Origin of the sequence: Pseudomonas sp. PH1b (assembly GCF_000633395.1) — a bacterium.
Taxonomy (GTDB): Bacteria; Pseudomonadota; Gammaproteobacteria; order Pseudomonadales; family Pseudomonadaceae; genus Aquipseudomonas.
This window is the reverse complement of the sequence record NZ_AYMU01000007.1, coordinates 83,606-96,146: the sequence shown is the minus strand read 5'-3', so window position 1 is coordinate 96,146 and position 12,541 is coordinate 83,606. Positions and strand designations below refer to the sequence as shown.

Genomic DNA, 12,541 nt, shown 5'->3' with positions numbered 1-12,541 from the left:
TTACAGGGCCAGTTCGGCCACCACGGCCGCCAGGGCCTTGGCCGGGTCTGCCGCCTGGCTGATGGGACGACCGATCACCAGGTAGTCGGAACCGGCATCCAGGGCCTGACGCGGGGTGAGAATCCGTCGCTGGTCGTCCTGGGCGCTGCCCGCCGGGCGAATCCCCGGGGTCACCAGTTGCAGGGAAGGATGGGCGCTCTTCAGCGCCTGGGCCTCCAGGGCCGAGCACACCAGGCCGTCCATCCCGGCCTTTTGCGCCAGGGCAGCCAGGCGCAGCACCTGCTCCTGGGGTTCGATGTCCAGGCCGATGCCGGCCAGGTCCTCGCGCTCCATGCTGGTCAGCACGGTGACGCCGATCAGCAGGGGTTTTGGACCGCTGCGCTGGTCCAGCACCTCGCGGCAGGCGGCCATCATGCGCAGGCCACCGGAGCAGTGCACATTGACCATCCACACGCCCATTTCGGCAGCGGCCTTGACCGCCATCGCGGTGGTGTTGGGGATGTCATGGAACTTCAGGTCCAGGAACACTTCGAAACCCTTGTCGCGCAGGGTTCCGACAATCTCGGCGGCGCAGCTGGTGAACAGCTCCTTGCCGACTTTGACCCGGCACAGTTTCGGGTCCAGTTGATCGGCCAGTTTCAGTGCGGCGTCACGGGTGGGAAAATCCAGGGCGACGATGATAGGAGTCTGGCAGGCGGACATGAAGGGGCTCTCAGGCAAGTCGAAATCGGCGCGGATTGTAGCGCAAGCCGCGACGCTCCGGGACCCGATGAGAGGTAAATCCTCCTCAACGGCGATCGAGCCTGGCGATGCGCCCGGCAAATCCCCGTCGATCCGGGCTTTGTATCAAGCTCGATACACTGCCGACACGCCAGCAACACCCCCCGGCGCTACCCTCGCCAGCCGCAAGACCTTCGAACAGCACTTCCAGCCCCCAGGCCGGACGCCTATGCTGAAGCCACAACCTCGCCGTCGCCTCCTGGTGGCCGGCAGCCTACCTGGCAGATGACCGCACCCATGCATAACTCCCCAGCCCCTTTGCACGACGACTCCAAAGCCCCGGTCAATGGCGATGACAAGCGCTGGAACACCCGGGCGCTGATCGTCGACGACGACGTGCCGATCCGCGAGTTGCTGATCGACTACCTGGCGCGCTTCAACATCCACGCCAGTGGCGTCACCGATGGCGCGGCGATGCGCCAGGCCCTGCAGGCCGAGCACTACGACGTGGTGGTGCTCGACCTGATGCTGCCCGGTGAAGACGGCCTGTCCCTGTGCCGCTGGCTGCGCACCGAATCGGACATCCCGATCCTCATGCTCACCGCCCGTTGCGAGCCCACCGACCGCATCATCGGCCTGGAACTGGGGGCCGACGACTACATGGCCAAGCCCTTCGAACCCCGGGAACTGGTGGCGCGGATCCAGACCATCCTGCGCCGGGTGCGTGACGACCGCAGCGAGCAGCGGGCCAACATCCGCTTCGACAACTGGCGCCTGAACAGCGTCCTGCGCCAGCTGATTTCCGCCGACGGCCTGGTGGTGCCGCTGTCCAACGCCGAATTCCGCCTGCTCTGGGTGTTCATCGAGCGACCGCGCCGGGTGCTGAGCCGTGAGCAATTGCTGGACGCTGCCCGTGGACGCTCCATCGAGGCCTTCGATCGCAGCATCGACCTGCTGGTATCGCGCCTGCGGCAAAAGCTCGGGGATGACCCGAAATCGCCGCAATTGATCAAGACCGTACGCGGTGAAGGCTACCTGTTCGACGCCCGAGACATCGGCTGATGCGTGGGCGCTTCGATACGCTGTTCGGCCGCCTGTTCGGCGTCTTGCTGATCGCGATCGTGCTCGCCCACCTGCTGGCCTTCTTCTGGTTTCACCATTACGGGCCGCCTCCACCACCACCGCCACCTCCTGCATCGGCAGGTCAGCTCAGCGGCCTGCCTCCCGGATCACCTCCGCCCTACCCCAGGCGTCCGCCACGTCCCTGGTTCGGCGGCCCGCTGGTGCCCCTGACGTTCCAGTTCATTTCGCTGATCATCGCCGCCTGGTACGGCGCCAAGCTGCTGTCACGGCCAATCCAGCGCCTGAGCGACGCCGCCGAGCGCCTGAGTGAAGACCTCGACAGCCCGCCCCTGGAAGAAGTCGGTCCACGAGAGGCGCGACAAGCAGCCAGCACCTTCAACCGGATGCAGAAGCGCATCCGCGAGCAAGTGCAGCAACGCGGGCGCATGCTCGGCGCGGTGTCCCACGACCTGCGCACCCCGCTGTCACGGCTCAAGCTGCGCCTGGAGCAAATAGAGGACAGCAAGCTGCAAGGGCAGATGCGCCAGGACCTGGACGACATGATCAAGATGCTCGACGCCACCCTCAGCTACCTGCATGAACAGCGCACCAGCGAGGCCGAGCAGTGGATGGACGTGCAGGCCCTGGCAGAATCCCTGTGCGAGAACGCCCAGGACCAGGGCGCCGACGTCCAGGCCCAGGGCCATTGCGCGCCGCTGCTGGTGCAGCCCATGGCGTTGCAGTCGTGCCTCAACAACCTGCTGGACAACGCCTTGCGTTATGCCGGGCAGGCCACCCTGGCCCTGGAAGACCACCGCGAACACCTGCTGATCCGGGTCATCGACCATGGGCCGGGGATTGCCGTCGACAAGCGCGAAGCGGTCTTCGAACCCTTCTTTCGCCTCGAAGGCTCGCGCAACCGCAACTCCGGCGGTGTCGGCCTGGGCATGACCATCGCCCGCGAGGCCGCGGTGCGCATGGGCGGCCAATTGCGGCTGGAGGAGACCCCAGGCGGCGGCCTGACCGCCGTCCTGCACCTGCCCCGCCCCTGAGCGCCTTGTGTAGCGACCGGTACAAAGCCCAAATACCCAGGACAACTGCTCCCCTGAGGCTGCCAGGGCCGGTGCACAGCCACCGGCTTCATTCATCCGCAGGGAGTGAGCCCAATGATCGGTAGTGTCAGCAGCAACTATTCGAGCTACTACAGCTCCAGCAGCAGTACCTCCAGCGTCAGCCGCGGCCAAACGTTGCACCAGGAACTGTTCGCCAAGCTCGACAGCAACGGCGACGGTGCAGTGGACCAGGACGAGCTGAACAGCGCCCTGTCACAGAAAGGCGACAACGGCATCCTGGTCGGCCTGAGCAGGCACTTCAGCGATCTGGACAGCGACGGCAACGGCAGCCTGAGCAGTGATGAAATGGCGGCCATGGCGCCGCCCCCGCGTCACGACCAGGCACCGAACACCGAGCTGGCGGATGCCCTGCTCAGCGCCCTGGACAGCGATGGCGACGGGGCCATCAGCCATGATGAACTGAGCAGCGGCTTGAGCAGTGCCGGCAGCAGCGCCGACAGCAAGCAGGTGTTCTCGGCCCTGGACAAGAACCAGGACGGCAACATCAGTATCGATGAGCTGGCCGCCAGCCTGGCCCCGCCGCCAGCGCAGCAGGTTTCCGGCACCCCGTTGTTCAGCCAGCTCGACAGCGATGGAGATGGCAGCATCAGCGCCGGCGAGCTGAGCACGGCCCTGCAGACCGGCGACAACAGCGCCAGCACCGACAACAGCGCGGCGCTGCTGAAAATCCTCGACAGTGACAACAGCGGCGGCATCAGCAGCGATGAGCTCAAGGCCGCGTTGCAGGCCGGACGCAGTTCCGACGGCAATCGCCCGAGCGATTCATCCGCCATGGCTGTCGCCCTGGACAAGCTGATCGCCAGCCTCAACCAGCAATATCAGTTGACCAGCAGCAGCCGGGTCGGCAGCAGCGTCAACGTCGCCGCCTGATGAGCCCATGCCGCTCCAGCCTGGAGCGGCAATGGGTGGCTCAGCGAGGTTCCTGGGCCCGAGCCTGGCTGGCGCTCCAGTCCAGCAGCAGGCTGTAGGCCACGGCGAGCAGGGTCGGGCCGATGAACAGGCCGATGAAACCAAAGGCGATCAGGCCCCCGAACACCCCGAGCAGCACGATCACCAGCGGCAGGTTGCCACCGCGACTGATCAGGTACGGCTTGAGCACGTTGTCGACGCCGCTGATGATGAACGTGCCCCAGATCCCGAGGAACACCGCCATCCCGTACTCACCCTTCCAGGCCAGCCAGGCCGTGGCGGGAATCCACACCAGGGGCGGCCCCATGGGAATCAGGCTGAGCAGGAAAGTCACAATCCCCAGTACCAGTGCGCCCGGCACGCCGGCGATGAGAAAGCCGATCAGGGCCAACAGGCCCTGGGCCGCCGCAGTCCCGATCACCCCGTTGACCACTCGCTGCACGGTGCCGGCCACCAGGTCGATGTAATAGCCGGCGCGTTCGCCGATCAAGCGCTCCAGCAGCTTGTGCACGAACAGCGCCAGGCGCGGGCCGTCCCGGTAGAAGAAGAATACGAAGACGATGCTCAGGGTCAGTTCCAGGATACCGCCGCCGATCTGCGCACTGCGCGCCAGTAGCCAGTTGCCCACCTGCCCCAGGTACGGCTTGATCGCCAGCATCAGGGCCGCGCCCTGCTGGTCGATGCTGTTCCACCAGCCGACCGCCCGCTCGCCAATGAACGGTATGCCCGCCAGCCAGTCGGGGGCCGCGGGCAACCCATCCACCTGCACGTCCTTGATGAAGGCCGTGGCATCGCGCACATGGTCCGCCAGGTTCAGGCCAAGCCAGACCAGCGGCGCCGCCACCAGCACCATCCAGCCCAGGGTCAGCAAGGCTGCGGCCAGGGATTCTCGCCCCTTGAGCCAGCGGGTCAGCAGGCGCATCAGCGGCCAGCTGGCAAACGCCAGCACCGCGCCCCAGAACAGCGCCGACCAAAATGGCGCCATCACCCAGAAGCTGGCACCGAACAACACCAGGAGCAGGATCTGCACCAGCAGGCGATCGTTATTGGGCATGAAGTGTCTCGCGCAAGGATAAACAGAGAAGAGTAGGCGAACCCGCAATCGCAGGCCGCCTGAAACAGCTTAACGCAGTAATTCGAAATGCAGGCCGGTGGCTTCGGTGTCGCCGGTTTCCATGCGCGTCGCCAGCACGCCCTGGCCGATCAGGGCCTGGCGCCAGGCTTCGGCCTGCTTGCCGGAGAGGCTGACACGCATCGTGGTGTCCAGGTTCAGCCCGCGGGACAGCAGGTTGAGCCAGGCCGGCTGGGGCCCCGCGCTCAGCTTCGGCAGGTCCAGCGTACCGGTGTCCTTCAACTGCCGCAGCAGGGTCGCCGAGGTCGGCAACAGGTCACCCTGGGGCGCGCTGGCATCGAATTGCTCCACATGCAGGTAGGCCCGGCGATTGCCCCGGGTGATGCTGTACAGGGCCACCAGGGAGTTGTCCTGGGGCGCTGCCAGGCGCAGCAACAGATAGGCCTGCTGCTCGTCGGCCCCCAGCAGCTTGGCGTTGCCGAAGACTTCGTTGGCCCACAGGCTGCTCTCACCGCAGTCCCGCGCCTGGCACCAGAACAACAGCTCGGCCCCCTGCTTCTGCAAGGCTTCCCGCGCCAGGGTGAACGCCTCGGTGGAGGTGCGCTCGGCCGGTAGCTGGTAGGTGATGGCGGTGAGCTTGCCCCGGGCATTGACCTGGCCGTCGAAACGCAACTGGCCGCTGATCTTGCGGATCGAGCCCATGGGGTAGACCCGTTCCTGCTCCACTTCGGGTCGGTAGTCGACGATCTGGGCATCGGTCAGACGGGGCACCAGGGGCAGGTCGTGGCTGCCGGGCAGGTCGGCGGCGACCGCCAGGGCACTGACGAAGGACAGGCCCAGAACACTGATTGAACGCATGGAGGCTCTCATCGGATAAGCATGGCCTGGGCACCCTTGACGACACTGGCGTCATCGTTGCGCTGCGGAATCTGCAAGCCGCGCTGGACCGCAGGCCGGGCCTCCAGGGCCGCCATCCAGCGTTGCAGGGCCGGCAAGCCCTGCACCGAAACGCCGGACCACTCATGACCGCGCACCCAGGGGAAGGTCGCGATGTCGGCAATGCTGTAGTCCCCGGCCAGGTACTCGGCCTGTTGCAGGCGCGTGTCGAGCACTTCATACAGGCGCCGGGTTTCATGCTGATAGCGATCGATGGCGCCCTGGAGCTTTTCCGGGAAATAGCGGAAGAACACGTTGGCCTGGCCCTGCATGGGCCCTATGCCGCCCATCTGGAACATCAGCCATTGCATGACGATGGAGCGGCCCTTGGGGTCGGCAGGCAGCAACTGGCCGCTGCGTTCGGCGAGGTACACCAGGATGGCGCCGGATTCGAATACTGCGAAATCATCGTTGTCACGGTCGACAATCGCCGGAATACGCCCATTCGGATTGATCTTCAGAAACGCCGGCGCCTTTTGCTCCTGCTTGTCGAAACTCAGGGCATGCACCGTATAGGGCAGGCCGAGTTCTTCAAGCAGGATCGAAACCTTGTGGCCATTGGGGGTCGCAGCGGTGTACAGATCTATCATGGTTGTCTCCCATTTCAACCCGCCCAGCCTCGACAGTTGACCCGGTCAAGTCAAGGAACGGCGAAAAACCGATTGAAACAGTCTGCGACAAAGCCTGCACCGATTTCGTCGTTGAGGTGCAGGTGATGCCCGCCCGGCAGCTGTTCACGGCTAAAGGGCAAGCGCTGCAACAGGGCGTCGTGCTTGGCCAGCATGCCATCCGCGGCCACCACCAGTTGCGTCGGGCAACTGACTCGCTGGACGAAGGACATCGCCTGTTCATCGGTCAAACGCAGTGGCGAAGCCAGGGTCAGGCGACTGTCGCTGCGCCAGGTATACCCGCCCGGCACCGGCATCAGGCCACGCTGGGCCAGCAATTCGGCAGCTTCGCGACTGACCGCCACCAAGCCCTTCATCCGCGCCTCGATGGCCCGTTCCAGGGTGCTGTAGACCGGCTTGCTCTTGCCCTGCAAGGCCAACTGCGCCTGCAACGCCATGCCCAGGCGCTCGGCGCTGCCCTCGGCACTGGCCGTCGGCGGAACGACGCCATCGATCAAGGCCAGGTGGCTGACCCGCTCCGGCAGCGCTGCTGCCAGCACCAGGGACACAATCGCCCCCAGGGAGTGGCCGATCAGGGCAAAGCGTTTCCAGCCCAGTTGCTCCGCCACCTGCAGCACGTCGTACGCATAGTCCCAGAGGGCGTAGCCGGCCCCCGGGGGACGATGCCCGGAGTGACCGTGCCCCGCCAGGTCCAGGGCAATGATGCGCAGGCCCTTGAGCCTGGGCGCCAGGCGGGCAAAGCTGTTGGCATTGTCCAGCCAGCCATGCAGGGCGATGACCGGCAAGCCGTCCTCGGGCCCGAACAGATGGGCCGCCAGCTCGATATGGGGCAGGCTCAGGCGGACTTCTTCAACGGCAGCGCTCATGCACAACTCCGTGGCTGGCGGCCTTCCCAACGGCTGAACAGCGCCTTGAGCAGGGTCGCTGTGTCCTGGGGCCGCTCAAGGGGAAACATGTGGCCGCCTGGCATGGTCAGCGACTCGCCCTGGGGCATGCGCCCGACGGCGCTGGTGTGATGTCGCATCACCACCCGGCTCTGCTGGCCGCGCACGACCGCCAGGGGCACCTTGAGCTGGCGGGCGCTACCCGGGCTGGTGTGGGGCACGCCGCGATAGATGCTGATCTCGGTGGCCGGATCGAAGCGCAAGCGCAGGCGATCGCCCACCGGCTGCAGGCCGTGCTGCAGATAGGCGTCGAGGCAGTCCGGATCGAAGGCGCGAAACAGCGTCTTGCGGGAAAAATAACTGCGCGCGGACTCGATATCGGCGAACTCTTCGCGACGTCCCAGGGTTCGCCCGGCCGGGGTCAGGCGGTCGATGAAGCCAAAGCGCTTGGCCGCGCGGATCACCCACTGGTCGGCCCGGGTCAGTACCGGCGAGTCGAGCATCACCACCCCGCGATACAGCTCCGGGCAGCGCAGCGCCGCATGCAGGTGCAGCACCCCGCCCAGCGAATGCCCCACGCCCCAGACAGGCTCGGCCTGCTGTTGCAGGTGGTGGATCAGTTCGTCCACCAGGCTGCGCCAGTTATCGTCCACCGGAAAGCGCGGATCGTGGGCATGCTGCGGCAAATGGACCACATCGAATTCAGGCGCCAGGGCAGCGAACAGCTTGCCGTAGGTGCCCGATGGAAACCCATTGGCGTGAGCGAAAAACACCTGTTGCGACATACCGGCACATCCATCCATCAAACGAGTTGCGATTGTCCGCAAGCCCCTGCACCAGGGCAATGACCGTAACGGACAGGAATACTGACACCCGGGCTCAGCCTATGTAGCCGGCCCTCAGGCTGCCGGCGGGGTCTGCCCCAGCGGCACCACCGCCATGGTCAGGCGCGAAACGCAACTGGCCTTGCCTTCATCACTGCTCAGGCGGATGTCCCAGACGTGGGTGGTGCGACCGATATGAATCGCCCTGGCCACCGCCGTGACCCGACCGCTGCGCAAGCCCCGCAGGTGATTGGCGTTGATCTCCAGCCCCACGCAGTAGAACTTGCTGGCATCGATGCACAGGTAGCTGGCCATGGAGCCGACGGTTTCCGCCAGTACCACCGAGGCCCCACCGTGCAACAGGCCATAGGGCTGGTGGGTGCGATGGTCGATGACCATGCTCGCCGTCAGCGATTGCTCGTCATAGGACTCGAAGCGAATATCCAGCACTTCGCCGATGGTGTTCTTCTGGATTGCATTCAATTGTTCGATGTTCGGAATGGTACGCCACAGACTCATCGCCGCTTCCTTCTTTGGGTGGTTGGTGCCGCTCAATCCTGCCACAGCACGGCTTCGCTGCGCTCGCTCCAGCTCTGGAAATTGCCGCCATAGGTGGCCTCGATCACGTTGCGCTTGATCTTCAGGGTCGGGGTCAGGAAACCGTTTTCCACCGCCCAGCTGTCCTTGACCACCACCAGTCGGTGCAGGCGTTCATGCTTGTCCAGGCTGGTATTGACCTGGGCCAGCAGGTTTTCCAGGCTGCTGTGCAGGCCCTCCCGGGCATTGCCGGCAGCAGCCTGCAATCCCGCCGCCGACAGCACGCACAAGCCCAGCGGCGCACTCAATCCGTCGCCCACCACACACACCTGCTCGATGTGCGAATGCACCGCCAGGCGGTTCTCGATCGGGGCCGGGGCCACGTACTTGCCCTTGCTGGTCTTGAAGATTTCCTTGAGCCGGCCGGTCAGGCGCAGGTTGCCCGCGGCATCCTGTTCGCCCTTGTCGCCGGTGCGCAGGAACCCATCCTCGGTGATGGTCTCCCGGGTTTTCTGCGGGTCCTTGTAGTAGCCCTGCATGGTGGCGCCACTGCTGACCTGGACCTCCCCGGCCTCGTCGATGCGCACCACCACCTCCGGGCAGGGCCGGCCAATCCACCCGGGAACATGTTCCCCGGAGCGGCCGATGTGGGAGTAACCGCAACTCTCGGTCATGCCGTACACCTCCAGCACGTCCAGGCCCAGGCGGCGATACCAGTGCAGCAACGTCTGGGGGACCGGCGCCGCTCCCGACAGGGCCACCCGCAAGGCGTCCAGGCCCAGGCCGGCGAGGACCTTGTGGCCAACGCGCTTGCCGATGAAGGGCAGGCCCAGGAGAAACTCCAGGCGCTTGGCCGGGACCTTGCTGTAGACCCCCATCTGGAACTTGGTCCAGATCCGCGGCACGCCGAACAGCGCCGTGGGCCGGGCCCGTTGCAGGTCGGCGAGGAAGGTGTCCAGGCTCTCGGCGAAGAACACCGTCTGCCCGGTGTAGATCGCCGCCATCTCGACGAACATCCGTTCGGCCACGTGGCACAGCGGCAGGTAGGACAGTAGCCGGTCCTCGGGGCCCAGGCCGAAGAGCTGGACGCCGTGGCTGGCGGCGAAGCCCAGGTTGGCAAAGCTGTGCATGACGCCCTTGGGCAGGCCCGTGGTGCCGGAGGTATAGATGATGGTGGCCAACTGGTCCGCGGCCGGGCTCGGGTTGTCCGTGATCGGCTCGCAGCGCTGGAGGTCGTCCCAGCTGAAGTCGAAATGGCCTTCGGGGCCCAGCGGCAGACGGATGCTGGGCAACCCGGCGCGGACTCCCGGCGCCATGCCCGGCCAGTCATCGAGCTTGCCGATGAACACCAGGGCCGACTCGGAATGCTCCAGCACCTGGGCCACCGATTCGGCGGTAAGGTTGGGGTACAGCGGCACCGAAACGTGGCCGGCCATCCAGATCGCCAGGTCGCTGATGATCCAGTGCGCGGAGTTCTTGCCGATGATGGCGATATGGCTGCCCGGGGTCAGTTGCCGCTCCCGCAGCCATTGAGCGGCACGTCGGGCCTGCTGGCCGACCTCGAACCAGTTCAGCTCTTGCACCTGTCCGCCAGCGCTGGGCTGGACCAGAAAGCGTTGCTGGGGATGACGAGCTTCGCGCTCGTAGAACACTTGCAGCGGCAAACGAAAAGCAGCAGACATGACTCGCTCCTTTGTTCTTATTCTGTTCGTGATACCAGCCAACCAAGCACTTGCTCGGTCGACTATTCCACGCACACAGGAGCGCTGCAAGTTAAGAAATGTAGCGAATCACTATCGGCTATCGCTCAGGTCCGGATACAGCGGCGGCCTGGGTTTGGCAGGCCGCCGCGGGCATCAGGGATGCTTGACGCCATTGAGGATCATCAGCCCCGCCAGTGGCCAGTCGCCTTCCAGTTCCGCCAGGCTGGCAGTGTTCATGGGCTGAGGATCGCGCAGATGGCCGTGCTGCAACAGACCGATCAGGTTGCCCACCAGGGGTTGATGGCTAACCAGCAGCAGGTTGTCGGCACTCTCCAACTGCTCCAGCACCAGCAGCGGATTGGCCTCGGGGGTCAGCCAGGACACCGTGCGGATTTCACCCTCGAAGCCCAGGGCCTGATGCACCAGTTGGGCGGTCTGCTGGGCGCGCACGTAAGGGCTGGCGATGATCGCGCTGATGGGCTGGCCGATCAGCTGCGCGGCGCTGCGCAGCACCTCCTCGCGACCGTGAGCGGTGAGATTGCGCTCGGCATCGGTGGCCGCATGGGATTCGGCCTGGCCATGCCGCAGTACCCACAGCTTCACAGCTTGGGCTCCTCGTCACGGGCCGGATGGGCGGCGGGCGGCACGCTATGGGGGGCTTCGCCCTCAGGCGCTCGCGGGGTTGGCCAATCGGCGAACGGCCAGGGCTTGTGTTCGGTGTGGAAGCTGCCGAAACGGCCGATCTGGGCCAGGAACTGGCTCAGGCTGTCACCAAAATTCATCAGGCTGGCATTTGGCGCGCCGTAGATCAGCCGATAGATCAACTGCACCAGGACCAGGGCGCCGAGCAGAAACTGGGCCACCTGCCACACCAGCACGAACACCAGCATCCACAACACGCGCAGGAGGATGGATTCGTATTTGGCTTCGGAATTCGTATCGTTCATATCTGGCTCCTGTACTGCTCAGTTGAATCCGCTGGTGGAGATAAAGTCGACGTCGGTTTTCGGCTCGCCGCGCATCAGCAACTCGATCACCTGGTTCAGCGTACGCCCTTCGAACAGGATCGCATGCAGCCCGGCCACCAGCGGCATGTACACCCCAAGCTCCTGGGCCTTGGCCTTGAGCACCTTGAGGGTGTTGACGCCTTCGGCCACTTCACCCAGGCGGGTCACCGCCTCCTCCAGGCTCAAGCCCTGGCCCAGGGCAAAGCCCACCTGGTAGTTGCGGCTCTTGGGCGAGGAGCAGGTGACGATCAGGTCGCCGACCCCGGCCAGGCCGAGGAAGGTCATGGGGTTGGCGCCCTGGCTCACGGCAAAGCGAGTCATTTCCGCCAGCGCGCGCGTGATCAGCATGCTCTTGGTGTTCTCGCCCATACCCAGGGCCACCGCCATGCCGGCGATGATCGCGTAGACGTTCTTCAAGGCCCCGCCCAGCTCCACGCCGAAACGGTCGGCACTGGCGTAGACCCGGAAGGTCCGGCCATGCAACGCGGCCTGGACCTGCTGGCACAGGGCTTCGTCCTCACTGGCGACCACCGTGGCGGTCAAGGCATGCTCGGCCACTTCCCGGGCCAGGTTGGGGCCCGAAAGCACGCCGATCCGGGCCTGGGGCGCGATCTCTTCGAGAATCTCGCTCATCAGTTTGAAGGTCTGGGCTTCGATGCCCTTGGTCAGGCTGACCAGCATCTTGCCGCTGAGCAGCTCGGCGTGGGGCGCCAGCACCGAGCGCAGAGCGCTGGAGGGCAAGGCGACAAAACACAGGTCGCTGCCATTCAGGGTGGCCAGCAGGTCGGTGACCGGCTCCACTGCCGGATGAATCTTGATGCCCTTGAGGTAGCGCGGATTTTCGCGATTGACCCGAATGGCCTCGGCCTGCTCGGGATCACGCATCCACTGCCGCACCGGATGGCCGTTCTCGGCCAGCAGATTGGCCACGGCGGTACCAAAGCTTCCGCCTCCCAGGACCGCAATAGGGCGCTGTTGTGTCATATGCAATCCGTTTATCCATAGCAGTGGCGATGGCGGCATTATACGGGGCGGTTTTCTCACCACCAGCCCCAGCGACCATTCAGGCGCTCTGTCGGGAACAGGTGGAGTCATTCGGGGAATGTCGGGGTTATCGACTGGAAA

At 65.2% G+C, this 12,541-nt stretch carries 14 protein-coding genes; 3 read left to right on the top strand and 11 right to left on the bottom strand.

Annotated features, from left to right (window positions below; translation table 11 throughout):
* Complete coding sequence (gene pyrF / locus U873_RS0112980) at positions 1 to 702, bottom strand: orotidine-5'-phosphate decarboxylase (protein ID WP_025128668.1); 702 nt, start codon at positions 700 to 702, stop codon at positions 1 to 3.
* A gap of 315 nt (positions 703 to 1,017) precedes the next feature.
* On the opposite strand from pyrF, the gene U873_RS0112975 reads away from it, so the two are divergent.
* The 3 genes from U873_RS0112975 (at position 1,018) to xopAW (ending at position 3,785) form a co-directional block, all read left to right on the top strand.
* Complete coding sequence (locus U873_RS0112975; RefSeq protein ID WP_025128667.1) at positions 1,018 to 1,782, top strand: response regulator; 765 nt, start codon at positions 1,018 to 1,020, stop codon at positions 1,780 to 1,782.
* A complete protein-coding gene (locus U873_RS0112970; RefSeq protein ID WP_025128666.1) occupies positions 1,782 to 2,834 on the top strand; it encodes a HAMP domain-containing sensor histidine kinase in 1,053 nt (350 codons plus the stop codon). Before U873_RS0112975 ends, U873_RS0112970 begins: the two co-directional genes overlap by 1 nt.
* 114 nt (positions 2,835 to 2,948) lie before the next feature.
* Positions 2,949 to 3,785, top strand: coding sequence for a XopAW family type III secretion system calcium-binding effector (xopAW, locus tag U873_RS0112965; protein WP_025128665.1), 837 nt, complete (start codon positions 2,949 to 2,951; stop codon positions 3,783 to 3,785).
* A gap of 40 nt (positions 3,786 to 3,825) precedes the next feature.
* Here the strand turns inward: xopAW and U873_RS0112960 are convergent, their stop codons facing one another.
* From U873_RS0112960 to U873_RS0112915, 10 genes are all read right to left on the bottom strand, one after another.
* Entirely contained in the window at positions 3,826 to 4,878 is a 1,053-nt protein-coding gene (locus U873_RS0112960) for an AI-2E family transporter (protein WP_025128664.1), read from the bottom strand.
* Positions 4,879 to 4,947: 69 nt separating this feature from the next.
* Positions 4,948 to 5,754 (bottom strand): DUF4892 domain-containing protein, encoded by an 807-nt coding sequence (locus U873_RS0112955; protein WP_025128663.1) that lies wholly within the window; start codon positions 5,752 to 5,754, stop codon positions 4,948 to 4,950.
* Positions 5,755 to 5,762: 8 nt separating this feature from the next.
* Positions 5,763 to 6,422 (bottom strand): glutathione S-transferase family protein, encoded by a 660-nt coding sequence (locus U873_RS0112950; RefSeq protein ID WP_025128662.1) that lies wholly within the window; start codon positions 6,420 to 6,422, stop codon positions 5,763 to 5,765.
* Positions 6,423 to 6,472: 50 nt separating this feature from the next.
* Complete coding sequence (locus U873_RS0112945) at positions 6,473 to 7,327, bottom strand: alpha/beta hydrolase (protein WP_025128661.1); 855 nt, start codon at positions 7,325 to 7,327, stop codon at positions 6,473 to 6,475.
* Entirely contained in the window at positions 7,324 to 8,130 is an 807-nt protein-coding gene (locus U873_RS0112940; protein WP_025128660.1) for an alpha/beta fold hydrolase, read from the bottom strand. The genes U873_RS0112945 and U873_RS0112940 overlap by 4 nt, the downstream gene beginning before the upstream one ends.
* A gap of 114 nt (positions 8,131 to 8,244) precedes the next feature.
* Positions 8,245 to 8,688, bottom strand: a complete 444-nt coding sequence (locus tag U873_RS0112935; protein ID WP_025128659.1) for a hotdog fold thioesterase — start codon at positions 8,686 to 8,688, stop codon at positions 8,245 to 8,247.
* A 32-nt stretch (positions 8,689 to 8,720) separates the two neighbouring features.
* Positions 8,721 to 10,388, bottom strand: a complete 1,668-nt coding sequence (locus U873_RS0112930; protein WP_025128658.1) for an AMP-binding protein — start codon at positions 10,386 to 10,388, stop codon at positions 8,721 to 8,723.
* Positions 10,389 to 10,562: 174 nt separating this feature from the next.
* Positions 10,563 to 11,012: a phosphohistidine phosphatase SixA gene (gene sixA / locus U873_RS0112925; protein WP_025128657.1), complete on the bottom strand. Its 450-nt coding sequence runs from the start codon at positions 11,010 to 11,012 to the stop codon at positions 10,563 to 10,565.
* A complete protein-coding gene (locus U873_RS0112920) occupies positions 11,009 to 11,356 on the bottom strand; it encodes a DUF4389 domain-containing protein (protein WP_025128656.1) in 348 nt (115 codons plus the stop codon). The genes sixA and U873_RS0112920 overlap by 4 nt, the downstream gene beginning before the upstream one ends.
* Before the next feature lie 18 nt (positions 11,357 to 11,374).
* Positions 11,375 to 12,400: an NAD(P)H-dependent glycerol-3-phosphate dehydrogenase gene (locus tag U873_RS0112915; protein WP_025128655.1), complete on the bottom strand. Its 1,026-nt coding sequence runs from the start codon at positions 12,398 to 12,400 to the stop codon at positions 11,375 to 11,377.
* Positions 12,401 to 12,541: the final 141 nt, after the last annotated feature.

Bases quoted from the DNA above. Each gene is read 5' to 3' on its own strand.
- U873_RS0112920 (WP_025128656.1), bottom strand. From the start codon at position 11,356: ATGAACGATACGAATTCCGAAGCCAAATACGAATCCATCCTCCTGCGC.
- U873_RS0112975 (WP_025128667.1), top strand. From the start codon at position 1,018: ATGCATAACTCCCCAGCCCCTTTGCACGACGACTCCAAAGCCCCGGTC.
- U873_RS0112945 (WP_025128661.1), bottom strand. From the start codon at position 7,327: ATGAGCGCTGCCGTTGAAGAAGTCCGCCTGAGCCTGCCCCATATCGAG.
- U873_RS0112915 (WP_025128655.1), bottom strand. From the start codon at position 12,400: ATGACACAACAGCGCCCTATTGCGGTCCTGGGAGGCGGAAGCTTTGGT.
- U873_RS0112970 (WP_025128666.1), top strand. From the start codon at position 1,782: ATGCGTGGGCGCTTCGATACGCTGTTCGGCCGCCTGTTCGGCGTCTTG.
- U873_RS0112960 (WP_025128664.1), bottom strand. From the start codon at position 4,878: ATGCCCAATAACGATCGCCTGCTGGTGCAGATCCTGCTCCTGGTGTTG.
- U873_RS0112955 (WP_025128663.1), bottom strand. From the start codon at position 5,754: ATGCGTTCAATCAGTGTTCTGGGCCTGTCCTTCGTCAGTGCCCTGGCG.
- U873_RS0112930 (WP_025128658.1), bottom strand. From the start codon at position 10,388: ATGTCTGCTGCTTTTCGTTTGCCGCTGCAAGTGTTCTACGAGCGCGAA.
- U873_RS0112935 (WP_025128659.1), bottom strand. From the start codon at position 8,688: ATGAGTCTGTGGCGTACCATTCCGAACATCGAACAATTGAATGCAATC.
- xopAW (WP_025128665.1), top strand. From the start codon at position 2,949: ATGATCGGTAGTGTCAGCAGCAACTATTCGAGCTACTACAGCTCCAGC.
- U873_RS0112950 (WP_025128662.1), bottom strand. From the start codon at position 6,422: ATGATAGATCTGTACACCGCTGCGACCCCCAATGGCCACAAGGTTTCG.
- pyrF (WP_025128668.1), bottom strand. From the start codon at position 702: ATGTCCGCCTGCCAGACTCCTATCATCGTCGCCCTGGATTTTCCCACC.
- U873_RS0112940 (WP_025128660.1), bottom strand. From the start codon at position 8,130: ATGTCGCAACAGGTGTTTTTCGCTCACGCCAATGGGTTTCCATCGGGC.